At 30.1% G+C, this 24896-nt stretch carries 22 protein-coding genes; 9 read left to right on the forward strand and 13 right to left on the reverse strand.

Annotated features, from left to right (window positions below; translation table 11 throughout):
• Nucleotides 1-90 precede the first annotated feature (90 nt).
• Nucleotides 91-495 carry a DUF6146 family protein gene (locus JEY78_RS14690; RefSeq protein WP_291853061.1) on the forward strand — a complete coding sequence of 135 codons (405 nt, stop codon included), beginning with the start codon at nt 91-93 and terminating at the stop codon, nt 493-495.
• A gap of 22 nt (nt 496-517) precedes the next feature.
• Here JEY78_RS14690 and rlmN read toward each other — a convergent pair whose 3' ends face one another.
• The 3 genes from rlmN to JEY78_RS14705 form a co-directional block, all read right to left on the reverse strand.
• Nucleotides 518-1561, reverse strand: a complete 1044-nt coding sequence (gene rlmN, locus JEY78_RS14695; RefSeq protein WP_291853124.1) for a 23S rRNA (adenine(2503)-C(2))-methyltransferase RlmN — start codon at nt 1559-1561, stop codon at nt 518-520.
• A gap of 66 nt (nt 1562-1627) precedes the next feature.
• Nucleotides 1628-2677, reverse strand: coding sequence for a tRNA preQ1(34) S-adenosylmethionine ribosyltransferase-isomerase QueA (queA, locus tag JEY78_RS14700; protein ID WP_291853064.1), 1050 nt, complete (start codon nt 2675-2677; stop codon nt 1628-1630).
• 88 nt (nt 2678-2765) lie between these two features.
• Entirely contained in the window at nt 2766-3980 is a 1215-nt protein-coding gene (locus JEY78_RS14705) for a 3-phosphoshikimate 1-carboxyvinyltransferase (protein ID WP_291853066.1), read from the reverse strand.
• A gap of 85 nt (nt 3981-4065) precedes the next feature.
• Here JEY78_RS14705 and JEY78_RS14710 point away from each other — a divergent pair, with 85 nt between their 5' ends.
• Complete coding sequence (locus JEY78_RS14710) at nt 4066-7173, forward strand: glycosyl hydrolase (protein ID WP_291853069.1); 3108 nt, start codon at nt 4066-4068, stop codon at nt 7171-7173.
• A gap of 121 nt (nt 7174-7294) precedes the next feature.
• Here JEY78_RS14710 and JEY78_RS14715 read toward each other — a convergent pair whose 3' ends face one another.
• From JEY78_RS14715 to JEY78_RS14735, 5 genes are all read right to left on the reverse strand, one after another.
• Nucleotides 7295-7534, reverse strand: a complete 240-nt coding sequence (locus JEY78_RS14715; protein WP_291853072.1) for a hypothetical protein — start codon at nt 7532-7534, stop codon at nt 7295-7297.
• Nucleotides 7535-7861 carry a nucleotide pyrophosphohydrolase gene (locus tag JEY78_RS14720; protein WP_291853075.1) on the reverse strand — a complete coding sequence of 109 codons (327 nt, stop codon included), beginning with the start codon at nt 7859-7861 and terminating at the stop codon, nt 7535-7537.
• 43 nt (nt 7862-7904) lie between these two features.
• Nucleotides 7905-8540, reverse strand: a complete 636-nt coding sequence (gene aat, locus JEY78_RS14725; protein ID WP_291853079.1) for a leucyl/phenylalanyl-tRNA--protein transferase — start codon at nt 8538-8540, stop codon at nt 7905-7907.
• An 89-nt stretch (nt 8541-8629) separates the two neighbouring features.
• The gene (locus JEY78_RS14730) at nt 8630-9001 is read right to left on the reverse strand and encodes a DUF3127 domain-containing protein (RefSeq protein WP_291853084.1); all 372 of its coding nucleotides are present in this window, start codon (nt 8999-9001) and stop codon (nt 8630-8632) included.
• Nucleotides 9002-9009: 8 nt separating this feature from the next.
• The gene (locus JEY78_RS14735; protein WP_291853087.1) at nt 9010-9870 is read right to left on the reverse strand and encodes a flavin reductase family protein; all 861 of its coding nucleotides are present in this window, start codon (nt 9868-9870) and stop codon (nt 9010-9012) included.
• 93 nt (nt 9871-9963) lie between these two features.
• On the opposite strand from JEY78_RS14735, the gene JEY78_RS14740 reads away from it, so the two are divergent.
• Nucleotides 9964-11112: a HAMP domain-containing sensor histidine kinase gene (locus JEY78_RS14740; RefSeq protein ID WP_291853090.1), complete on the forward strand. Its 1149-nt coding sequence runs from the start codon at nt 9964-9966 to the stop codon at nt 11110-11112.
• A 1-nt stretch (nt 11113) separates the two neighbouring features.
• On the opposite strand, the gene JEY78_RS14745 is transcribed toward JEY78_RS14740, so the two are convergent.
• Nucleotides 11114-11503, reverse strand: coding sequence for an HIT family protein (locus JEY78_RS14745; RefSeq protein WP_291853093.1), 390 nt, complete (start codon nt 11501-11503; stop codon nt 11114-11116).
• A gap of 80 nt (nt 11504-11583) precedes the next feature.
• Nucleotides 11584-12057: a transcription elongation factor GreA gene (gene greA, locus JEY78_RS14750; protein ID WP_291853096.1), complete on the reverse strand. Its 474-nt coding sequence runs from the start codon at nt 12055-12057 to the stop codon at nt 11584-11586.
• Between the two features lie 120 nt (nt 12058-12177).
• Here greA and JEY78_RS14755 point away from each other — a divergent pair, with 120 nt between their 5' ends.
• From JEY78_RS14755 to JEY78_RS14780, 6 genes are all read left to right on the forward strand, one after another.
• Nucleotides 12178-12606 carry a hypothetical protein gene (locus JEY78_RS14755; protein ID WP_291853099.1) on the forward strand — a complete coding sequence of 143 codons (429 nt, stop codon included), beginning with the start codon at nt 12178-12180 and terminating at the stop codon, nt 12604-12606.
• A gap of 48 nt (nt 12607-12654) precedes the next feature.
• On the forward strand, nt 12655-13800 hold the full coding sequence (locus JEY78_RS14760; protein WP_291853101.1) for a 5-(carboxyamino)imidazole ribonucleotide synthase: 1146 nt from the start codon (nt 12655-12657) through the stop codon (nt 13798-13800).
• A 7-nt stretch (nt 13801-13807) separates the two neighbouring features.
• The gene (gene purE / locus JEY78_RS14765) at nt 13808-14293 is read left to right on the forward strand and encodes a 5-(carboxyamino)imidazole ribonucleotide mutase (protein WP_291853104.1); all 486 of its coding nucleotides are present in this window, start codon (nt 13808-13810) and stop codon (nt 14291-14293) included.
• Between the two features lie 336 nt (nt 14294-14629).
• Nucleotides 14630-16660, forward strand: coding sequence for a M3 family metallopeptidase (locus JEY78_RS14770; protein WP_291853107.1), 2031 nt, complete (start codon nt 14630-14632; stop codon nt 16658-16660).
• 434 nt (nt 16661-17094) lie between these two features.
• A complete protein-coding gene (locus JEY78_RS14775) occupies nt 17095-17598 on the forward strand; it encodes a CAP domain-containing protein (RefSeq protein ID WP_291853110.1) in 504 nt (167 codons plus the stop codon).
• Between the two features lie 65 nt (nt 17599-17663).
• Nucleotides 17664-17843 carry a hypothetical protein gene (locus JEY78_RS14780; RefSeq protein WP_291853113.1) on the forward strand — a complete coding sequence of 60 codons (180 nt, stop codon included), beginning with the start codon at nt 17664-17666 and terminating at the stop codon, nt 17841-17843.
• A gap of 322 nt (nt 17844-18165) precedes the next feature.
• Here the strand turns inward: JEY78_RS14780 and JEY78_RS14785 are convergent, their stop codons facing one another.
• The 3 genes from JEY78_RS14785 to JEY78_RS14795 form a co-directional block, all read right to left on the reverse strand.
• The gene (locus JEY78_RS14785) at nt 18166-20085 is read right to left on the reverse strand and encodes an OmpA family protein (RefSeq protein ID WP_291853116.1); all 1920 of its coding nucleotides are present in this window, start codon (nt 20083-20085) and stop codon (nt 18166-18168) included.
• A gap of 19 nt (nt 20086-20104) precedes the next feature.
• Complete coding sequence (locus tag JEY78_RS14790) at nt 20105-21028, reverse strand: type IX secretion system membrane protein PorP/SprF (RefSeq protein ID WP_291853118.1); 924 nt, start codon at nt 21026-21028, stop codon at nt 20105-20107.
• A gap of 12 nt (nt 21029-21040) precedes the next feature.
• On the reverse strand, nt 21041-24896 hold a 3856-nt coding region (locus JEY78_RS14795; protein WP_291853121.1), incomplete at its 5' end, for an Ig-like domain-containing protein.

Genomic DNA, 24896 nt, shown 5'->3' on the forward strand with positions numbered 1-24896 from the left:
TTAATTATTTACATACCAGCTAAATTACTTAAATTAAACTAAAAAATGGAATAGTTTTTGTAACTTTAATACAATCAATACCAGTTAATTATGAAACCTATATTTAATTGCTTTTTACTTTCACTATTTATAATTAGTTGTGGCTCTAATTTAAAAAGCGTAGCAAATCAAAATTCTGATGAAACCGAAAGCGCTGTTAGAATAGCAAATGACAGTTTAGAATACGAAATTATTATTATAGATATTGGGTTTGAAAATTACTTAAATACCATAGCAAAACCAGCTAGTTTTTATTCGCAGAATTATTATGAAATGAAAAATAAATTTTATGTAACCCAATGGAATATAAGAGCCAGAAACCCTTTAAAATATAATAGTTCAATTTATGAAAACGAAATTGATTATGATTTTAATACAGACTATGGATTGGATGTAAATTACAAATTATACAATTACTTTAAATTTGTTGAATACAAATATAAACAGCGGTTTTAAAACAAAAAAAGCTAGATAAAATCTAGCTTTTTTTGTTTGCTAACTGCCCACAGGCAGCATCTATATCTTTACCTCTACTTCTTCGTACATTAACAATAATATCGTTCATTTCTAAAATACTAATATAATCGCTTATTGCTTGTTGATTTGCTTGTTGAAAATCACTGTCATCAATAGGATTATATTCTATTAAATTTACTTTACAAGGTACATGTTTACAAAATTTTACTAAAGCATTTATGGCTTCTTTAGTATCATTTATTCCTTTCCAAACAACATACTCATAAGTAACTCTACTTTCAGTTTTTGCATACCAATATTCTAACGATTCTTTTAAATCTATTAATGGAAATGCTTTACTAAATGGCATAATTTCAGAACGCACCTCATCAATTGCGGAATGTAAAGAAACTGCCAAATTAAATTTTACTTCATCATCCGCTAATTTTTTAATCATTTTTGGTAATCCCGAAGTTGAAACGGTAATTCTTCTTGGTGAAATTCCTAAACCTTCAGGTGATGTGATTTTTTCAATGGCCTTTAAAACATTGTTATAATTCATTAAAGGCTCACCCATTCCCATAAAAACGATGTTAGAAAGTTTATGATTGTAATACAATAAACTTTCCTGATTTATTGCGGCAACCTGATCAAAAATTTCATCAGGATTTAAGTTTCGCATCTTTTTTAAACGTGCAGTAGCACAAAAACTACAATCTAAACTACAACCAACCTGACTAGAAACACAAGCTGTTGTTCTAGATTCTGTTGGAATTAAAACAGATTCTACTATTAATCCATCGTGAAGTTTTACAGCATTTTTTACAGTTCCATCAGAACTGCGTTGCATATGATCTACTTTTATATGATTAATAACAAAATTACACTCTAGCATTTCACGAGTTTCTAAAGAAATGTTGGTCATTGCTTCAAAAGAATGTGCACTTTTACTCCACAACCACTCATACACTTGATTTCCTCTAAAAGCCTTGTCGCCTTGAGAAACAAAAAAATCTCTAAGTTCTGTTTTTGTTAAAGCTCTTATGTCTTTTTTTTCACTCATTATATTGGTTCTAGTTTATAAAAAGATTCCCGCATTAGCGGGAATCAAACTTAAAAAAATAGTTTTTTCTTAGATAATTAACATCGCATCACCATACGAGTAGAATTTGTATTTTTCTTTTACAGCTTCATCATACGCTTTCATTAAAAAGTCGTAATCAGCAAATGCAGCAACCATCATCATTAAAGTAGATTTTGGTGTATGAAAATTTGTAATCATACAATTTGCAATACTAAAGTCATACGGAGGGAAAATAAACTTATTTGTCCAACCGTTAAATGAATTTAAACGGCTATTAGAAGAAACAGAACTTTCAACTGCGCGCATTACAGTTGTTCCAACAGCACATACTCTTCTTTTTTTATCAATAGCGTTATTTACTATCTCTACTGTCTCATCATTAATTATGGCTTGTTCAGAATCCATTTTATGTTTAGATAAATCTTCCACCTCAACAGCGCTAAAAGTTCCTAAACCAACATGTAAAGTTACTTCTGCAAAATCAATTCCTTTAATTTCTAAACGTTTCATTAAATGTTTAGAAAAATGCAAACCAGCTGTTGGTGCAGCTACAGCTCCTTCATGTTTTGCGTATATAGTTTGGTAACGCTCTTCATCTTCTGGTTCAACCGGTCTGTTTATATATTTTGGAAGTGGAGTTTCTCCTAACTCTTGTAATTTTTTTCTGAATTCTTCATAAGAACCATCATATAAAAAACGTAAAGTTCTTCCTCTTGATGTAGTATTATCAATAACTTCTGCTACTAAACTTTCGTCATCTCCAAAAAATAATTTATTCCCAATTCTTATTTTTCTTGCTGGATCAACTAATACATCCCACAATCTGCTTTCGGCATTTAATTCTCTTAATAAAAAAACTTCAATTCTAGCACCTGTTTTTTCTTTTTCGCCGTACATTCTAGCTGGAAAAACCTTTGTGTTGTTCATAATCATTAAATCTCCTTCATCAAAATAATCAATAATATCTTTAAACAATTTGTGTTCAATAGTTTTATCTTTTCTATTTAAAACCATCAATCGAGACTCATCTCTATGTTCTGCTGGGCGTTCAGCTAATAATTCTTCAGGTAAATCGAATTTAAAATGTGATAATTTCATGTATTATTTTTATTAATTGTGCGCAAATATACAACATCGGCATAGGCGTTGTCAAGTGTTTATGAATAAAACTTTGTTTTTTAGGTTTTTATAGTGTTACTTTTCCAAAATCAGCCCAAAATGTTGGGTAACTTTTTGAAACAACATCAGCATCTTCTATTATAATTGGAACCTTTAATGCTAGTGGAGCAAAAGCCATGGCCATTCTATGATCGTGATAGGTAGCAACACTAATATTCTCTTTTATTTTTGAAGATTTTTTTAAATGTAAGGTTTCATCAGTTATTTCCACTTCTCCACCCAATTTTTCAATTTCTGTTTTTAAAGCAACCAACCTATCGGTTTCTTTAATTTTTAAGGTGTGTAATCCTGTTAAAAAACATTCAATTCCTAACCCAAAACAAGTAACAGCAATTGTTTGCGCAATGTCTGGAGCAGATTTTAAATCTAAAGTTAAAAGGTTAAAATCTCCAATTTTTGATTCGTTTGATAATAGAATTGAATTTTCTTCAAATACTGTTTTTACGCCTAATTGTTGATAAATTTCAGCTAAAACAGCATCGCCTTGTAAACTTGATTGCTTATATGAAGACAATTTAATTTTAGAATTTGCACTTAATGCACATAAACTGTAATAATAAGATGCAGAACTCCAATCCGATTCTACTACAATAGTTTTTGAAGGGATTTCTGGTTTTGGATGAATTGAAATACTATCATCATCCCAAGAAAGTTCAACCCCTAACCCAGCTAATAAAGTCAATGACATTTTTATATAAGGAACAGATGTTATTTCGCCTTTAAACTTTAATTTCAAGCCATTTTCTAGAATAGGTGCAATTAAAAGCAATGCAGAAATATATTGACTACTCACATTTCCTTCAATTTCAACAAAACTTTTAGTTAGTTTTTTTCCTGTAATTTTTAGTGGTGGAAATCCTTCGTTTTCAACATATTCAATATTTGCACCTAATGAAATTAACGCATCAACCAAAATTTTAATTGGTCGTTCTTTCATTCTATGTGAACCTGTTAAAATAATTTCTGAATTTTCTTTTACCGAGAAATAAGCAGTTAAAAAACGCATTGCTGTACCAGCATGTCCAATATTTATTTCTTTTGAAGTATTTGAAAGCGCGTTTTTAACCAATACAGAATCATCTGAATTTGAAACATTCTCAATTTTTAAATTTGGGTAAAACTCTTGTAAAACCAACAATCTATTTGTTTCACTTTTAGAACCCGTAATTTCAATTGTACCAGATACAACTTTTTCAATTTTATTAATTTTTAAGATACTCATTAGTGTAAAATTAGTCGCTTTTAATAAATTTATTTTTAATAGCTTTACTTTTCAGATTATTTTTCAATCAATTCAACCAAAAGTCATGAAAAAATACCTTTTTTTAATTTGCTGCTTTTTCTTTTTATCAGTGCACAAAGTTAATGCTCAAAAAATAGTAACCAAATTTAGTGAAGAATTTTACAAATCTATTCAATGGCGTAATATTGGACCATTTAGAGGGGGAAGAAGTGCTGCTGTAACTGGTGTTTCGGATAAAGCAAATTTATATTATTTTGGATCAACTGGCGGCGGCGTATGGAAAACTACTGATGCTGGAAATACATGGAGCAACATTTCTGATGGCTTTTTTGGCGGATCAGTAGGTGCAATTGCAGTTAGCGAATCTGATAATAATGTAATTTATGTTGGCAATGGTGAAGTTACCGTACGAGGAAATGTTTCTTCAGGAGATGGTATGTGGAAAAGTGTTGATGCCGGAAAAACTTGGAAACATATTGGTTTAGAAAAATCTAGACATATTCCAAGAGTGCGTGTTCATCCTAAAAATTCAGACATTGTTTTTGCTGCAGTTTTAGGAGATTTGTACAAATCATCTGAAGAAAGAGGAATTTACAAATCTGTTGATGGTGGAAAAAACTGGAAAAAAGTATTATTTTCAAATTCCGATGCTGGAGCCGTAGATTTAATTATCAATCCCACAAATCCACGTATTTTATATGCATCCACTTGGAATGTTAGAAGAACTCCTTATAGTTTATCAAGCGGCGGCGATGGTTCTGCAATTTGGAAAAGTACCGATGAAGGTGAAAATTGGGTAAATATTTCAACTAATGAAGGACTTCCAAAAGGCATTTGGGGAATTAGTGGAATAGCTGTTTCACCCTTAAATTCAGATATTATTTGGGCTTTAATTGAAAATAATGATGGTGGCGTTTACAAATCTTTAGATGCTGGTAAAACTTGGAAACTAGTAAATAGCGACAGGGCTTTACGTCAACGCGCTTGGTATTATACGCGCATTTATGCTGACACTCAAGACGAAAATACTGTTTATGTAGTGAATGTTAGTTATCATCAATCTAAAGATGGCGGCACTACTTTTAAATCGTTTAATGCACCTCATGGTGATCATCACGATTTATGGATTGCTCCTGAAGATAATCAACGTATGATTATTGCCGATGATGGCGGTGCGCAAATAAGTTTTGATGCTGGTGAAAATTGGAGTACAATGATGAATCAACCAACAGCACAATTTTACCGAGTGGTAACTGATAATTATTTTCCGTACAGAATTTATGGCGCACAACAAGATAATTCAACCGTTCGAATTTCTCATAGAACAAATAGCGGAACAATTAGCGAGAGTGATTGGCAAAGCACCGCTGGTGGAGAAAGCGCACATATTACTGTTGATCCTTTAAATAATGATATTGTGTACGGAGGAAGTTATGGTGGTTTGTTAACAAGAGTAAATCATAAAACCGATGAAAGCAGAGTGATAAATGTTTGGCCAGATGACCCAATGGGACACGGAGCGGAAGACATGAAATATCGTTTTCAATGGAATTACCCAATTTTCTTTTCACCACACAATAAAAAGAAATTGTATACTGCCTCAAATCATTTGCACGTAACTTATAATGAAGGACAATCTTTTGAAGTAATTAGTCCAGATTTAACAAGAAACGATCCAAAAACCTTAGGAGTTTCTGGTGGACCAATAACAAAAGACAATACTGGCGTAGAATATTACGGAACTATTTTTGCCGCTGTAGAATCTCCTTTTGAAGAAAATTTAATTTGGACCGGATCGGATGATGGATTGGTACATATTACAAAAGATGGTGGCAAAAACTGGGAAAATGTTACACCAAAAAAAATGCCTGAGTGGATGCTAATTAACTGCATTGAAGTTGATCCTTTTATTGCTGGTGGTGCTTATATTGTAGGAACACGTTACAAAATGGGTGATTATGCTCCCTACATTTACAAAACCGAAGATTATGGAAAATCTTGGAAACTACTAATAAATGGAATGGCCTCAGAACATTTTACAAGAGCTTTAAGAAGTGATCCAAATAGAAAAGGATTGTTATATGCCGGAACCGAAAATGGCATGTATATCACTTTTGACGATGGTTTAAATTGGAGTCCTTTCCAATTGAATTTACCAATTGTTCCCATTACAGATTTAACTATAAAAAACAATAATTTAATTGCTGCAACACAAGGAAGATCCTTTTGGTTGATTGATGATTTAACACCGTTGCATCAAATTAATACTGAAATTATTTCAAAAGAAGCTTTCCTATACAAACCAATGGATAGTTATAGAATGGGTGGAAGTAGCAGAATGTCAAAAACTGCTGGACAAAATCATCCTGGCGGCGTTTTAATTAATTATTATGTGAAAAATGTTTCAGAAAAAGATACTATTTCATTGGCCTTTTTTGAAGCGGATGGGAAGCATATTAAAACATTTTCAACCAATCCAGATGAAGATCAAAACGAAGAAAAATTAAAAGTTGAAAAAGGTTCAAACGTATTTAACTGGGATATGCAATATCCTGATGCTGAAAAAATTAAAGGTATGATTTTATGGTGGGCGTCTTTAAATGGACCAAAAGCATTACCTGGAAATTATAAAGTTAAGTTATCTGTAAATGAAGAAATAGTTTCTGAACAGCAATTTACATTGTTAAAAGATCCAAGAAGTTCTGCAACGGATAATGATTTACAAAAACAATTTAATTTTATTATTGAAATTCAGGAAAAGCTAACAGAAATTCATAAAACATTAAAAAATATTACAATAGTTAAAACTCAAATTGAACAACTGAAAAAATCTATTTCAGATAAAGAAAAAAACAAAGAAATTATTGAATTTGCAGATACTATTGTTAAAAACCTTACTACTTATGAAAATGAATTGTATCAAACAAAAAGTAAAAGCAATCAAGACCCTTTAAATTTTCCAATTAAGTTAAATAATAAATTAGCGCATTTAAATTCATTAAGTTCTATAGGAGATTTTAAACCAACAGACCAATCGGTTGAATTTAAAAATGAAATCACTAAATTAATAGATGTTGAATTGTCTAAAATTTATGACATTTTTGAAAATGATGTAAAATCACTCAATAAAAAAGTAAGAGAAAGTGATATTGAGTTGATAAATTTAGATTAATAAAAGAAGTTGTTTTAAAATAATATTTTCGTTAACCCGAACTTGATTCAAATTCTCATAATGTTTAAAAATCAATGTAATGAGATTCTGAATCAAGTTCAGAATGACGTTTTATTTTGTATTATTTTTTTATAAACTTATACCACCCAGCCATAAAAACTCCATAAAATGCTGACATAAAACCAATTCGTTTTACAAAATATTGCCATTTTCCATCTGAAAAAACTTGTTCTGCCATTACTGAAAAACTCATATTTTTTAAAACAGAAAAGCCCACTTCAAAAACAGTAACCAACACCAAAAAAACAATTGCAAACCTAATTGCTATTTTAAAAAACGGTTGTGATTTATATTTATTCATTTATTTTAATTTTTCATTATTTTGATGACGATCGTGATCGCGTTTTGTTTTTACATCCATTTTCTTATCAAAAGCGGCTTGTAAATCTATTCCTGTTTGGTTTGCTAAACATAAAACAACAAAAACAACGTCGGCTAATTCTTCTCCTAAATCTTTATTTTTATCACTTTCTTTTTCGCTTTGTTCACCGTAACGTCTTGCAATAATACGAGCAACTTCACCAACTTCTTCGGTTAATTGCGCCATATTTGTTAATTCATTAAAATATCGAACTCCATGTTCTTTTATCCAAGTATCAACAACTAATTGTCCATTTTTTAAATCCATTTTTCTAACTTTTAAAGTTCAAATATACTGAACTAATCATACTTTATTCTTTTAAATATTCCAAAAAGTCTACTCTTGAAATTTCACGGGCGCCCAAACTATCTAAATGATTATTATACACTTGGCAGTCTAACAATTTGTAATTTTCCTTTTCTAATTTTTGAACCAAATAAATAAATGCCAATTTTGATGTATTGCTTACTTTACTGAACATACTTTCTCCACAAAAAACGTGACCTAAATCTATTCCGTATAAACCGCCAACCAACTCATCTTCAAGCCAAACTTCTACAGATTTTGCAACGCCTAATTTATGTAATTCCAAATAAGCCTTTTCCATTTTACTGGTTATCCAAGTTCCACCCTGTCCATCTCTATAAATATTTTTACAATTTGAAATTACGTCACCAAAATTCTGATTATATGTAATTTTAAATTCATCTTTTTTGAGAATTTGGCGCATACTTTTTGAAATTTTTAATTCGTTTGGAAACAACACCATTCTTTCTTTTGGGCTATACCAAATAATTGGTTCGCCCTCATTATACCAAGGAAAAATTCCACTTTTATAAGCTAACAATAATCTTTCAACAGATAAATCACCTCCAATTGCCAAAATACCATCTTTATTGGCTAAATGAACTGGCGGAAAAATTATTTCTTTTGGAAGTAAATACACTTTTAACTATTTTTTTTACAAATATACTGAAACAAAAAAAGAGAAAAACCGAAGCTTTTCTCTTTTTAAATTATTTTAATTACCTGAAATTAAAAAGGTAAATCATCTGGTTCGTTATCATCAACATCTGATGTAGTTTTAAAACTTTCAATTGGTGCAGATGGCGCTCCTTCACCACCTTCTAATTGAGCAGCTTCAACTCTCCATCCTTGAATTGAGTTAAAATAAACAGCTTCACCTTGTGGGTTTATCCATTCTCTACCTCTTAAATTAATAGAAACTTTTACATCTTGCCCTACTTTGTAATTATTTAATAAATCACATTTATCTTGTACAAATTCCACCATTAACATTTGTGGATATTGTTCATTTGTAGTAACAACCATTTCTCTTTTTCTAAAACCACTTGCTCCAAAAGTTTTAGTTTCATCAATTTTTTTAATTTTTCCTGTAATTTCCATTTTTCTAATTATTTCATTAAAAGTGCTTTCCAAGCACTAACAACATCATTTTTTTCTAAAAGTGATTTCACAAATGTATGTTTTTTTAAAGAATCAATCCCAATAAATTGGGCATGTTCTTTTGCAAACTTATTAACATCTTCATCTGTGGGTATTGCTTCAACATTTCCTAACAAACCTAAATCATTTCCAGATAAAATCGTACTTTCCCTATATTCTATAGGAATAGCATCAACTCCAACTCCTAATGTTGACAATGGTTTTGGAATTTCAAAAAAACCTTCTTTTGCTCTTGAATAGTAATTTCCACCAGCTCTAGCAACTAAATCTAGTTTATGTTGATTAATTGCTCCTTTATCATCTAAATATTTTTCATTAATATGAATTTTAACAACTTCACAAATAACCAAATTTCCAGCGCCACCTTCAGTTCCAAGTTCAATAATATTATTCACTTTACATTCTAGTTGAATGGGAGATTCACCTACTCTAAAAGGCTTCACTTTTTCTGATGAAACCATAGTAAATCCCGCTTTTTTAAACTCATTTACACTTTTATCATATTCTGTACTTGAAAGCGACATTTGCTGAACCATATCAAAATTTACAGTGTTTATGACAACTTCTTTAACGTTTTTCACATTTTCTAACGTGTGTTTTGTGGTATTATCACGCACTCTTCTGGCTGGAGAAAATATTAAAATTGGTGGCTGCGTACTAAACATATTAAAAAAACTAAAAGGCGATAAATTCGGATTTCCATTTTCGTCAATAGTACTTGCAAAAGCAATTGGCCTGGGTGCAACTGCACACTGTAAATAAGTTTGTAATTTTTCTACAGAAATCTCTGAAGGATTGATACTTAACATTTTTTTGATTTTTAACAAATGTAATTATTTCAACTTTAAAATAATATCGATTTAAATTTTAAGTTATTAGTACATATATTTTATATTTGAATAATGGCTTCACAAAAAAACATACAACTTATTAGATGGGCAGTAATTATAGTTTCATTTATAATTGTTGCTTCTATTTTATGGAATACGTATGATTTCTTTCAGAAATTTAAAAATGAAGAAAGAGCTAAAATGGAAATATTAGCTGGCGCTTATGAACGTTCTAGTAGTGCAGATTTAAATGCTGATTTTTCATTAGAAGATAAAATTATTGGGAAAAACCATAATATCCCTATGATTATTACCAATGAAAAGGATAGTATTACGGCTTGGGCTAATTTAGACTCCATAAAAACATTAAAAAGTGTTTATTTGCACAATGAATTAGATATTATGAAAAATCAAAATCTTCCAATTTTGGTAAGCCATAAAAGAAGTAATGTAAAACAATTTATTTATTATAGAGATTCTGATTTATTAACAAAACTCAAATATTACCCTATTGCATTAATTCTTATACTAATTTTATTTGCCAGTGTTATATTTTTATTTTTTAAATCGAACAAAGTTGCCGAGCAAAATAAACTTTGGACAGGAATGGCAAAAGAAACGGCACATCAAATTGGAACTCCTTTATCTTCTTTAATGGGTTGGGTTGAAATTTTAAGATTAGAAAATACCGATGAAAATACAGTTGCTGAAATTGAAAAAGATGTTGTTAGATTAAATACAATTGCCGAACGTTTTTCTAAAATAGGTTCAAATCCTATTCTAAAAAAGCACAATATTATTGAAGCAACAGAAAACTCATTTTTATATTTACAATCTCGCAGTTCTAAACAAGTTGAATTTATATTCAATTCTTTAAACAACAATATATCCGTGCAATTAAATTTACAATTGTATAGTTGGGTAATTGAAAACTTGGTGAAAAATGCAATTGATGCCATGGAAGGAAAAGGTAAAATTTCCCTTTCTATAACAGAAAATGATAAAAACGTTTTTATATTAATTTCTGATAACGGCAAAGGAATACCAAAACATTTGCAACAAAAAATATTTACCCCTGGTTTTACCACAAAAAAACGCGGTTGGGGATTGGGATTATCTTTAGCCAAACGTATTATTGAAGATTACCATAATGGTAAAATAAACGTACATAAATCGGAAATTGGGAAAGGAACGTCCTTCTTGGTTTCTTTAAAAAAATAGTCTATAAATTATCTGAAATAGCTTTTGCAATAGCAACAAACTCTTCTGAATCCAATTTTACTTTTTTATTAAATTGAATATCTTCCATTGCTTGTAAAGGAATTAAATGAACGTGTACGTGCGGAACTTCTAAACCAATTACAGCCATCCCAATTCTTTTACAAGGAACCGCTTTTTCTAAGGCAATTGCAATTTTACGAGAGTAACTCATTAATGAGTTGTACACATCTTCTTCTAATTCAAACAACTTATTTACCTCCATTTTTGGCACAACCAATGTATGCCCTTTTGCATTTGGATTGATATCTAAAAAAACAAAAAAATCATCGTTTTCTGTTATTTTATAAGAAGGAATTTCTCCACTAATAATTTTGGTGAATATTGAGCTCATACGTTATTTTTTATCAAAAATAAGAAACCCTTTTCAATTCGCAAACTGAAAAGGGTTTCATTAAATGCTTTTCATTAATATTATCTTGAAATCTCTAAAACTTCAAAAGTCATAACACCATTTGGCACTTGAATTTCGGCAACGTCTCCAACTTTCTTTCCTAATAATCCTTTTCCAATAGGTGAATTAACCGATAATTTTCCTTCTTTTATATTTGTTTCAGAATCTGCAACTAACGTGTATTTAAACTCCATGTTATTGGCAGTATTCTTAATTTTAACAATTGAATGAATTAATATTTTTGAAGTGTCTAATAACGATTCATCAATAACTCTGGCGTTAGAAACAACTTCTTTTAACTTAGCTATTTTTAATTCTAAAAGCGATTGTTCTTCTTTTGCAGCATGGTATTCAGCATTTTCACTTAAATCTCCTTTATCTCTTGCCTCAGCAATATCATTACTAACTCTTGGACGCTCCACATGTTCTAAAAAATCCAATTCTTCTTTTAGTTTTTTCAATCCTTCTTCTGTGTAATACGAAATTTTACTCATAAATAATTAATTTTTTAAGACAAAAAAATCTCAAAACTGTCACCCAGCATGAGATTCTACACAAATGTACAAAATATTTGTAAATTGCAAACGTTTACTATTAAACTTGATATTACAACTATGCAAAAGCTATTTTTATTGTTAATTTTAGTTGCTTTTTTTTCTTGTGAAAAAAACAATACCGATGATTTTCTACCAACCACCAGTGTAGATGTAACTCTTAATTTAAATTTACCACAATATCAAGACCTTTTAATACCAACGGGCTGGGTTTATATTGAAAAAGGAGCTAATAAAGGACTTCAAGGAATATTAATACAAAATACCGGTTTAACACCAAAGTATAAAGCCTTTGAAAGAGCTTGTCCTAATAACGATTGTAATTCTCCAATGACTTTTGATGGCAGCTTAAAAATGAAATGTAGTTGTGATCAAAGTGAGTACAGTATTATTGATGGAGCGCCTCAAACTTCTGGAAATTCACATTTTGCCAGAGAATACAGAGTATTGGTTTTAAATAGTTCAACCATAAATATTACCAATTATTAAGTTACTATTTAAAAACAGATTACTATTTTTGTCCGAAACCTTTAAAAAGTGAAAAATTATTTCTCATCAAATTTTAAATTAGGCGTTTTAGGCGGTGGTCAATTAGGTAAAATGCTATTGACTGAAACACAAAAATTCGATATTTATACCAGTATTTTAGATGCAGCAAAAGATGCGCCTTGTGCGCAAATTTGTAATGAATTTCATTTAGGAAGCTTATTAGATTTTGATACTGTTTATAACTTCGGAAAAAAAGTAGACCTCTTAACCATTGAAATTGAACACGTTAACACTGATGCCTTATTAAAATTAGAAAAAGAAGGTTTAGAAATTTATCCTCAACCTAGTGTTTTACAAATAATACAACACAAAGGAAAACAAAAGGATTTTTTTGTAGCTAATAACATTCCAACATCACCACATAAAAGATTTAACAATTTACAATCCTTAAAAAAGGAAACTTTAAATTTTCCATTTGTATGGAAATCTGCTCAATTTGGTTATGATGGAACAGGTGTTAAAATTGTTAGAACTAAAAATGATTTGGACGTTTTAACAGATACAGAGTGTATTATTGAAGAATTAATTCCTTTTAAAAATGAATTGGCTGTAATTGTTGCTAGAAATAAAAACGGAGAAATAAAAACCTATCCAGTTGTTGAAATGGAATTTCATCCGGAAGCAAACCAGGTAGAATATGTAATTTGTCCTGCCAGAATTTCTGATGAAGTTGCATCTAAAGCTAGAAAAATTGCGTTAAACGTAGCTGAATCTTTTCAACATATTGGTTTATTAGCTGTGGAATTATTTCAAACAGAAGATGACCAAATTTTAGTGAATGAAGTTGCTCCAAGAACACATAATAGCGGACATTATAGTATTGAAGCTTCTTATACAAGTCAGTTTGAACAACATCTTAGAAGCATTTTAAACTTACCTTTAGGAAATACCGACAGTAAAGTTGCAGGAATTATGGTAAATTTGGTTGGCGAAGAAGGTTTTTCTGGTGAAGTTGTATATGAAAATATGGAAGAAATTCTAAAAATGGATGGTGTAACACCACACATTTATGGGAAAAAACAAACCAGACCTTTCAGAAAAATGGGACATGTTACAGTTGTAAATAACAAATTAGCCGAAGCCAGAAAAGTTGCCGAAAAAGTAAAAAACACTATTAGAGTAATCAGTAAATAAACAAATTATGAGCAAAGTAGGAATAATAATGGGAAGCGCTTCTGATCTTCCAATAATGCAACAAGCCATTGATATTTTAAAATCTTTTGAAATTGAAACTGAAGTTGATATTGTTTCTGCACATAGAACTCCAGAAAAATTATTTGATTACGCCACAAACGCACACAAAAGAGGTATTTCAGTAGTTATTGCTGGAGCAGGTGGCGCAGCACATTTACCGGGAATGGTCGCATCTATGAGTCCTTTACCAGTAATTGGTGTTCCGGTAAAATCTAGAAATTCTATTGATGGTTGGGATTCTGTTTTATCAATACTTCAAATGCCTGGCGGAGTTCCAGTAGCAACTGTAGCTTTAGATGGCGCTTTAAATGCTGGAATTTTGGCAGCTCAAATAATAGGAAGTTCAAATTCAACAATTTTAGATAAAATTGTTGAATACAAAGAAAATTTAAAAACCAAAGTTTATAAATCTTCCGAAGAACTTAAAAAATAATTTATAACGTTGTATTTTTACTAACCAAGTATACTTTGCCCGTTTTTATTAACATACGTAAATTTAGGCATTATGGTATTTATTTGAAATTTGTTATTGGTTTTCATGTGCTAATTAATTTCTATTTAAATTATTGTTCTTTTCTTCTAAAATTAAGGCTTTCTTAAAACCGTAATTTTGTGATTATTAAAACGGCTATTACCTAAAAAAATTATTTAAAATTATTAAATAATTAAATTTATTTACAAACCGGGTGTAATTATATGACGCCTTAAAGACTTATTAGTCACTTCTTAATAATATATTTGCAAATCAATAATTTATTTCATAAAAAACATGAGTAATCCACTTTTAAAAAAATTTACTACTTACAACGAAACTGCTCCTTTTTCACAAATAAAAATAAAGCATTTTAAACCTGCTTTTATAGAAAGCATTAAAAATGCCAAAGCGGAAATTGATGCAATTACACATAATAAAAGTGTACCAACTTTTGAAAATACTATTGAAACGTTAGAATTTAGCGGACAACAATTAAATAGAATTTCGAGCATATTTTTTAATTTAAATTCTGCCGAAACTACTGATGAAATTCAACAAATAGCCCAAGAAATATCTCCACTATTAACTGAGTTTTCAAACGACATCACTTTAAATGAAGATTTATTTAAAAGAGTAAAGTTAATTTATCAAATTAAAGATGATTTAAATTTAACTCCAGAACAAAACATGCTTTTAACAAATAAGTATAAAAGTTTTGTTAGAAATGGCGCTAATTTAAATGAAGTGCAAAAAACTGAACTCAGAAAAATAGATACAGAGCTTTCTAAATTAAAATTAAAATTTGGTGAAAATGTTTTAGCCGAAACACAAGATTTTGAATTACACTTAACTAACCAAGAACAATTAAGTGGTTTGCCAGAAGGTGTTATTGAAGCTGCAGAGTTAACTGCTAAGCAAAAAGAAAAGGATGGCTGGGTTTTTACATTAGATTATCCTAGCTATGTTCCGTTTATGACCTATGCCGAGGATAGAAAACTAAGAAAACAAATGGCATTTGCTTTTGGCGCAAAAGCTTTTAGAAATAATAAAAATGACAATCAACAAATTGTTTTAGACATTGCTAATTATAGATATAAAAGAGCTACTTTACTAGGTTACAAATCGCACGCACATTTTGTTTTAGAAGAACGCATGGCAGAAACTCCTGCAAATGTTATTTCCTTTTTAGATGATTTATTGGTTAAAGCAAAACCTGCTGCTACTGAAGAGTTTAATAAAATTGAAGGATTAGCTAAAAAAGATGCTATTAAACATCTTGAAAAATGGGACAGCGCTTATTATTCTGAAAAATTAAAAAAAGAATTATTTGATTTAGAAGAAGAAAAACTAAAACCTTACTTTAAATTAGAAAATGTAATTGAAGGTGTTTTTCAAATTTCAAATAAATTATACGATTTGCAATTTGAAGAAATAACAACTATTGAAAAGTATCACGATGAAGTAAAAACATATAAAGTTACAGATACTTCAGGAAATTATATTGCTATTTTATATGCAGATTTTTTTCCTAGAAAAGGAAAAAGAAATGGTGCTTGGATGACTTCGTACAAAAATCAATGGAAAAAAGATGGCAAAAATTCCAGACCACACATTTCAATTGTGTGTAATTTTACCAAACCTACCAAAACTAAACCATCATTATTAACTTTTAATGAAGTAACTACACTTTTTCACGAGTTTGGACACGCATTGCACGGAATGTTAGCCAACACAAATTACCCAAGTTTATCTGGCACAAGTGTGTTTTGGGATTTTGTAGAATTACCAAGTCAGGTTTTTGAAAACTGGTGTTATCAAAAAGAAGCCCTTAATTTGTTTGCGAAACACTATGAAACTAATGAGTTAATTCCAATGGAATTAATAGATAAAATTAAAAAATCTTCTAACTTTTTAGAAGGTATGCAAACTTTACGACAATTGAGTTTTGGTATTTTAGATATGGATTGGCATAGTAAAAATCCTTCTGAAATTAAAAATGTAAAAGAATTTGAAACTGCATCTTTTAAAAACACTCAATTATTTCCTGATGTTAAAGAAAATTGTATGAGTACTTCTTTCTCACATATTTTTCAAGGCGGATATTCTTCTGGATATTATTCTTACAAATGGGCTGAAGTTTTAGACGCCGATGCTTTTTCTTTATTTTTAGAAAAAGGAATTTTTGATAAAGAAACTGCGTTAAAGTTTAAATCAACTATTTTAGAAAAAGGTGGCACCATAAAACCTATGGATTTATACCTAAATTTTAGAGGTCAAAAACCAACTAACGAAGCTTTATTAAAACGAGCCGGTTTAAAGAAATAAAAAAAAATCATAAAAAAGAGCGTATTTTTTATTAAAAAGTACGCTCTTTTTTTGTTTTAAAATATTGGCTATTAATTATTTCCCTCTTTTAATTAAAATTTTTACACACATTTCTGAATAAACCTCAAATATATAAATAGTTATTTTTCTATAATAAACGGATGTTTTTTGTTAACAAATGGTAATTTTTTTCAATTTTTATTTTTTTGTATTGTTTTTATTTGTATCTTAGCTATGTTAAAATTTATCAACCCCAACAATTTTTTTTGACATATTGATAAGATTATTTATAATCTGTTTGAATTTCCTAAATGGAAAAATAAAATCACCAAGTTTTCACGACACTTGGTGATTTTAATAAAAAAATTAAAAAACCAATTAAAAAATTACACACTTTAAAAAGCAAAATATCAACCCCCAAGAAACCCCACAAAATGAAATCATTAGCCCCACAATTATTATCGATACTTCTTTGTACTGTTTTTTTATTTTCTTGCTCTCCAGCAGATGATGGTATTTATTTTAGCGAATCAAATGAAACTATTAATACATCCGTTGCTTATTCTGATATTGAAACAGATATATTAACACTTGTTAATGAATACAGACAAAGTATAGGTTTAACTGAATTAATTCCTTTAAATATTATCTCAGGTGTAGCAGATGGTCATACAAATTATATGGTTACAACTGGTCAAGTAAACCATGATAACTTTAGCGTAAGAGCTCAAACTTTAATAGATAATGCGAATGCCAAAAGCGTTTCAGAAAATGTAGCTTACGGTTATAGTACTGCACAAGGTGTTGTAAATGGGTGGTTAAATAGTGAAGAACATAGAAAAGCTATTGAAAATCCTAAAAATACACATTTTGGAATTTCAACTGAATCAAACAGTGAAGGAAGAAATTATTTCACACAAATATTTATAGAAAAATAATTATTTACCCCATAGCAATGGCTACTTTTAAATAGTAAAGTAGCATTTAATTTAAATCTTTAATTATGAACGCAACCCCACAAATTTTAGAAAAAAAGGAACTTCATTTAAAAGTTGTAAAAAGCTCATTAAAAAGAAACCCAAAAACAAATAGAATTTATATCAATACATTATTCCCAAATTTTAGTTATAGAAATCATTTAGGTGAAACCATTTCTAACCCTGAAAAATGTATTTTACTTTAGAGAAAATATAAAGTTAGTTAGAGTTTAGTGAAAGTAAGAAACAGTCGTAAAATAACTTGATTAAGTCGCCCCAACGATAGTTAAGTGTTTATTTAACGACTGTTTTTTTATTTTCAAGAATGGACGTCAATTTAATAAATCAAGGTCATAATATTGTGTTTTCATTCTAAATAAAATCCCTCAAACATCTTTAAAACAAAAAAATCAATAATTTACATTATTGATTTTTTTGTTTTAAAGAAGCAGTCGTAAATAACTTGAGAAAATTGTCGTCCCCACAACGGTAGTATGTCAAGATTTATATTTTACGACTGCTATTTTATTATTTCATTTTAATTATAATAAACTCTGTTCTTCTATTTAACTGGTGCTCTGCTTCCGAACACTTAACACCATTTGAACATTTATTTACTAATTGAGTTTCTCCAAATCCTTCGTATTTTGTTATTCTAGCAGGATCTATCCCTTTAGATATAATGTACTTATAGGTAGATTTTGCTCTTCTATTAGATAAATCAATATTATATTGATCATCAGCTCTACTATCCGTATGAGATTCCATTCTAATCACCATTCCCGGATATTTATTCATTAATGTAACCACCTTATCTAATTCTAACGCAGCATCAGGCCTAATATTTGATTTATCAAGATCAAAATAAATAATATCTAAATCAGCCAAAATAACTACATCCTCAATTGGAGCAATATTAAGATCTAAATTAACTATTAGCTCTTTTTCTTTTTCTAAACCAAATGAATTAAAATCATTTTGTATGCTATTATACTTTTCTTTAGAACCTTTTAAAACAAATTCTTTATCTCTTTCAATTAAATGTTCATAATAGCCATCTTTTTCTGTAATAAAATAAGCAATTTCCTCTCCATTTTTTCTAGTCAGCGCAATTTTTGCACCTTCAATAGGTTCATTGTTTACGGCATCTCTAATTTGACCTTTTAAGGTTAAAGGCGGAATTCTAGTAAATGCATAAATATCATCACCTCCAACCCCTCCTTTTCGGTTGGAAGAAATATAACCAGAAAAACCTTCTTTAGATAAATAGTAAGCAAAATCATCATATTTACTATTTATAGGTGCTCCTAAATTTATAACATTTACAATTTCATCATTTTCATTTTTCACCGTTGCGAAAACATCTAACAAACCTAATCCAACATGACCATCAGATGAAAAATACAAACTATTTTCTTCTTGATAAATAAATGGAAACGATTCATTTCCTTCAGTATTAACAATTGAACCTAAATTAACTGGAGTAGCAAGTGATCCATCTTCATTTACATCACTAACATAAATATCTGTTCCTCCAAATCCACCAGGCATATCAGAAGCAAAATATAACTTTTTACTATCACTGCTAATTGTTGGGTGGTAAACAATATAATTCGGACTGTTTAAATTGGTAGGTTTCACATTTACCCATTTTCCATCTACAAAATCTGCTGTGTATATTCCTAGTTGCATTATGCCCTTTTCATCTTGAATTTTTTTATCATTATAATAATTATTTCTTGAAAAGTACATTTTATTTCCATCAGCACTAAATACTGCTGGACCATCATGTTGAATTGAGTTTACATCTCCAATTATTTTTGATGTAGATTCTACAGATACATTACCTAATGGAACTTGAAAAATATCAATAAATGGCTGTGCATCCCAACTATATAATCTTTTAATTGACACCCCCTCATCTCTTGATGATGCAAAAACTATGTTATCATTTAAATCAACTGCACCAAAATCATTAAATTTAGTGTTTAAATTTAAAGTTTTTATGGTGTTTTTTTCAGTAACATTAAATATTGCACTTGCCAAATCATCATTCTTATAGAAATCTTTTACTCTTAAATCATCTTCATTTCCAGCATCTTTAAACTTTTTCATCCATTTTTTCGATTCTTCATAATTCCCATTTGCTCTTAAAGTTTGTGCATAGAATAAGAAATACTCTGAAGGTACATTTTCTTGTTGCACTACTTTTTCATAAATCTCCAGTGCCTTTTCAGGTTGACGCAACATAATATAAGCATCACCTAATTTTCGCATTGCATAGTTTTTATTAAAACTGGTGTCTATTAGCTTTTCGTATGTTTTAATAGCTTTTACAAACGAAAAATTATTAAATTCTCGCTCTGCTCTTTTTTGTTTCACTGTTTGACCAAAAGAGGATGCACATATTAAAACAAAAGCAATAAGTATTAGTTTACTATTTTTCATAATCTTCATCATTATTTGGTTAGAAATATCTAGGAGATTTTAGTTTATTTTTCATAAATCTGAACTCATACATTAATAATATTTCATGTGATCCTGATGTATATGGCCTAATTTCTCCTGTTGGAATTTCATAGGTATACCCAACTCTAAACTGATCGGTTACCTGAAAATCAACCAATGCACCTAAATCTCTTTGAATTCCATTAAATCTATAAGAGCCTCCTATCCAAAATTTTTCATTAAATAAAAAATTTGCGGATAAATCTGTAGAAAAAGGAGCTCCTTCTGTGTATTTAAATAAAAAGGATGGTTTTAACTTTATATTGTTACTTAAATCAAAAACATAGCCACCAATTCCATAAAAGTGAACCGTTTCTAACGCGGCATATTCGGTATTATTATTTAAATCATGATTTATTATTTTTGGAACCGACAAGCCTAAATACCATTTATCTGAATGGAAAAGTATTCCTGCTCCAAAATTAGAATTCCATCTATTTAATCGCTCATCAAAATATGGATCTTGATTTACTTCAGAGGAGTTATATAATTCTTCAGCTAATTTATAATACGTCATACCTGCTTTTAAACCAAAACTTAACTTGGTGTCATCATTCACATCAATTGTATAAGAAAAATCACCATAAACATATGTAAAATTTTCAAATCCAGTTTTATCATTAATTAAAGATAAACCTAACCCAACTTTTTCATTTCGCAATGGTGAATGAATTGAAAGTGTTTGTGTTTGGGGACCTCCATCAAAACCTGCCCATTGATTTCTATTCAATGCAACAATACTTAAAGCTTGTCTACTTCCTGCATATGCTGGGTTTACAGCAATAGTATTATACATATATTGTGTAAACTGTGGTAATTGTTGCGCATTTGTAAACTCTATACTTGCAAACACAATTACTATTATAATTATTAATCGCTTCATAGTTTTTTATTTTTAATGAGTTCCTAAGTAAATATATCCCGTAATTGGCTTATAACCACTTCCTATTATTTTAACTATATAATAATAAGTTCCAGCTGGTAATTTATTATTTGTATTTAACGTTAACCCTGAATTATCGTGGTAACCTTTCCAATCATTTAAATAATTAGTAGATTGATAAACAATTTTACCCCATCTATTAAATATTTGAACTTCAGCAGTAAATCCACAAGAAGCTACATCAGAAATAGTAAACGTATCATTAAAACCATCATCATTTGCAGTAACAACTTTTGATATTTTTATTGTTCCTTCTGTTGAACAAGGCAATACTATACAATCGTCATTAACGTTTACATAAACTGTAATTGATCTTCCACAAGATCCTGGTTCAGTATACACAAATTCATAATCTTTTAAATTTACAATACTAGGATCAAATAAATCACCACTTAATCCTCCACTATTAAAACTGTCTGTCCAAGCACCTCCTGAAACATACCCTTCAATTAATAATGTTTTTAAATCATATGGAACTTCTGTTATACATAAATCAATAGAATTTCCTTCAATTTCTTCAGGTGAATTTCCTTGACCTATCTCAATATTTATTGATGTAGAACATCCGTTAACATCTGTAACTGTAACAGAGTATAAACCTGATGCTAAATTGTTAGCTGTTGCTGTAATTTGATTATTACTCCATAAATAATTATACGGTGAGGTTCCTCCAGAAGCTACAATTGTAGCTGTACCATCAGATAAATTAACACAACTAGGTTTATCATTTTTGCTGATAACAATACTTAAAGCATTTGTTGGTTGTTCAACAGTCACATCATGTGTAATGTTACAACCATTAACATCTGTAATTTTAACAGAATAATTACCTGCAATCACATTATTAAGGTCTTCAGTTGTTGAACCATTATTCCAAACAAATGTGTACGGAGCAACTCCTCCCTCAACTGTAATATTTATATTACCATTATCCTCTCCAAAACATTTTACATCATCTACTGTAGAAGTTACACTTAAACTTGAACAGTTATTTGGATTTACCGATATAACAACTGTCGCTTGATCACAAGCCACTGGATTGCCAGCATCACATACTTCATAAACAAAACTATCTGTGCCAGTAAATCCAATTGTTGGTGTATATATAAATGTTCCATCAGAATTTAATACTAATATTCCATTTGCTACATTTATAATTGGAGCAGTATTCACTGTTTGAATATCACCCTCAGGATCAAAATCATTTGATACCACATTTCCTGATAATACACTTCCTGAATTTCCATTATAAGCATCATCATTAGCATACGTATCATTTGAATTTCCATCTGTTGGGATTACCGTAATGTAAACTACCGCTGTATCACACAATACTGGATTTCCATCATCACAAATAGTATAACTAAAGGTATCAACTCCTATAAATCCAGCTGCTGGTGTATAAGTATAAGTACCATTTGAATTAATTACAACTGAACCATTATTTGGATCTGTAACTGGTGTGGTATTTACTGTAATTGGATCTCCGTTTGGATCAAAATCATTCGGTAATAAACTTCCATCTACTGGTGTTCCCTCTTCCGTTGTTGCAGTATCATTATTTGCAACTGGTGGATCATTTTGTGTAACTGGTGTTATTCCTAATACTTCAATAGTTACTGTGGCTGTACTACAAGCCTGTGGAATTCCATTATCACAAATAGTATATTCAAAACTATCTGTTCCTACAAATCCTGTTGGTGGTGTATACGTATAAGCTCCTGAAACTGGATTTATGCTAACAACAACTCCTTCTACTGACGTAACAACCGAAGTAGTTATTGTTTGAATGTCTCCTTCTTCATCCTCATCATTCGTCAATACATTTCCAGATACACTTAAATCCATATAAGTGTTATTTATATCTGCTATTGCATACGTTGTATTCACTCCATTTATCGTTATAACAACTGTCGCTTGATCACAAGCCACTGGATTGCCAGCATCACATACTTCATAAACAAAACTATCTGTGCCAGTAAATCCAATTGTTGGTGTATATATAAATGTTCCATCAGAATTTAATACTAATATTCCATTTGCTACATTTATAATTGGAGCAGTATTCACTGTTTGAATATCACCCTCAGGATCAAAATCATTTGATACCACATTTCCTGATAATACACTTCCTGAATTTCCATTATAAGCATCATCATTAGCATACGTATCATTTGAATTTCCATCTGTTGGGATTACCGTAATGTAAACTACCGCTGTATCACACAATACTGGATTTCCATCATCACAAATAGTATAACTAAAGGTATCAACTCCTATAAATCCAGCTGCTGGTGTATAAGTATAAGTACCATTTGAATTAATTACAACTGAACCATTATTTGGATCTGTAACTGGTGTGGTATTTACTGTAATTGGATCTCCGTTTGGATCAAAATCATTCGGTAATAAACTTCCATCTACTGGTGTTCCCTCTTCCGTTGTTGCAGTATCATTATTTGCAACTGGTGGATCATTTTGTGTAACTGGTGTTATTCCTAATACTTCAATAGTTACTGTGGCTGTACTACAAGCCTGTGGAATTCCATTATCACAAATAGTATATTCAAAACTATCTGTTCCTACAAATCCTGTTGGTGGTGTATACGTATAAGCTCCTGAAACTGGATTTATGCTAACAACAACTCCTTCTACTGACGTAACAACCGAAGTAGTTATTGTTTGAATGTCTCCTTCTTCATCCTCATCATTCGTCAATACATTTCCAGATACACTTAAATCCATATAAGTGTTATTTATATCTGCTATTGCATACGTACAATTGTATAAAATTTCAATTTCTAATGAATCCTCCATTTTACAACCATTTGCATCTCTAACATACACGCTATAAATTCCTGCTTCCAATTCATCAAACAACCCTAAAGTATTAGTATATTCAACATTATCTAAGCTATAATAATATGGTGCTTCACCTCCGGAAGCACTAATTGCAAATGCTCCTTTTGAATTATTATTACAGGCTATATCAATATGTGATTCAACTAATTCAATAGCTTTCACATTACCAATTTCCTGAATTATAGTGATACTAATATTAGATTCACAACCATTTTGATTATCTCTTACTGTTACCGAATAAATACCCGGTTCTTCCACATCAATAGTTGAAGTAGTTTCTCCTGTACTCCATTTATAGCTTGCAGAACCTTGTACTATAGAAGCACTAGCATCTAATGTAACAACTGTATTATCACAAGTTAATTTCTCATTTCCCTTTATAGAAATAATTGGTTGATAATTATTTTGAGTTATCACTATTTTTTCTCCGCTAATACAACCATTATAACTATCAGTTACAACAAGTAAATACTCTCCAGGCTCTGTAACCACAAGACTTGAGCTTGTAGCACCCGAAATTAGTTTAAGATCTTTACTCCATAAATAACTCGGTGTACCTTGTATGTTATTTAATTGTGCATTTAATATAATACTAGGAGTGTTACAAGTTAAATTCGTTTGTTCCGCATTTAGAGCAATCTCCGGTTTTAAAATATTTTTAATAACCACCGCTGAACTACTTGCAGAGCAACCATTATTAATATCTGTTACAGTAACAGTATAGTTACCTGCAACTGAAACTTCAATTGCTTTTGTTATTTGACCCGTATTCCACAAATAACTTAAATCATTTTCATTACTTGAATTTGCAACTAAAGTAACTGTATCTTTTAAACAGCTTAACTCTTGATTTCCTGTAATTGAAATATTTGGTGCTGTTTTGTCTACAGTGACCGTTACCTCATCGGTATCAGTACATCCATTCGATCCTGTTACAGTTACTGTA

Origin of the sequence: Lutibacter sp., assembly GCF_016342705.1 — a bacterium.
Taxonomy (GTDB): Bacteria; Bacteroidota; Bacteroidia; order Flavobacteriales; family Flavobacteriaceae; genus Lutibacter.

Coding starts and splice junctions, on each gene's coding strand:
- JEY78_RS14690 (WP_291853061.1), top strand. CDS start 91: ATGAAACCTATATTTAATTGCTTTTTACTTTCACTATTTATAATTAGT.
- queA (WP_291853064.1), bottom strand. CDS start 2,677: ATGAAATTATCACATTTTAAATTCGATTTACCTGAAGAATTATTAGCT.
- JEY78_RS14705 (WP_291853066.1), bottom strand. CDS start 3,980: ATGAGTATCTTAAAAATTAATAAAATTGAAAAAGTTGTATCTGGTACA.
- JEY78_RS14710 (WP_291853069.1), top strand. CDS start 4,066: ATGAAAAAATACCTTTTTTTAATTTGCTGCTTTTTCTTTTTATCAGTG.
- JEY78_RS14715 (WP_291853072.1), bottom strand. CDS start 7,534: ATGAATAAATATAAATCACAACCGTTTTTTAAAATAGCAATTAGGTTT.
- JEY78_RS14720 (WP_291853075.1), bottom strand. CDS start 7,861: ATGGATTTAAAAAATGGACAATTAGTTGTTGATACTTGGATAAAAGAA.
- JEY78_RS14730 (WP_291853084.1), bottom strand. CDS start 9,001: ATGGAAATTACAGGAAAAATTAAAAAAATTGATGAAACTAAAACTTTT.
- JEY78_RS14735 (WP_291853087.1), bottom strand. CDS start 9,870: ATGTTAAGTATCAATCCTTCAGAGATTTCTGTAGAAAAATTACAAACT.
- JEY78_RS14740 (WP_291853090.1), top strand. CDS start 9,964: ATGGCTTCACAAAAAAACATACAACTTATTAGATGGGCAGTAATTATA.
- JEY78_RS14745 (WP_291853093.1), bottom strand. CDS start 11,503: ATGAGCTCAATATTCACCAAAATTATTAGTGGAGAAATTCCTTCTTAT.
- greA (WP_291853096.1), bottom strand. CDS start 12,057: ATGAGTAAAATTTCGTATTACACAGAAGAAGGATTGAAAAAACTAAAA.
- JEY78_RS14755 (WP_291853099.1), top strand. CDS start 12,178: ATGCAAAAGCTATTTTTATTGTTAATTTTAGTTGCTTTTTTTTCTTGT.
- purE (WP_291853104.1), top strand. CDS start 13,808: ATGAGCAAAGTAGGAATAATAATGGGAAGCGCTTCTGATCTTCCAATA.
- JEY78_RS14770 (WP_291853107.1), top strand. CDS start 14,630: ATGAGTAATCCACTTTTAAAAAAATTTACTACTTACAACGAAACTGCT.
- JEY78_RS14775 (WP_291853110.1), top strand. CDS start 17,095: ATGAAATCATTAGCCCCACAATTATTATCGATACTTCTTTGTACTGTT.
- JEY78_RS14780 (WP_291853113.1), top strand. CDS start 17,664: ATGAACGCAACCCCACAAATTTTAGAAAAAAAGGAACTTCATTTAAAA.
- JEY78_RS14785 (WP_291853116.1), bottom strand. CDS start 20,085: ATGAAAAATAGTAAACTAATACTTATTGCTTTTGTTTTAATATGTGCA.
- JEY78_RS14790 (WP_291853118.1), bottom strand. CDS start 21,028: ATGAAGCGATTAATAATTATAATAGTAATTGTGTTTGCAAGTATAGAG.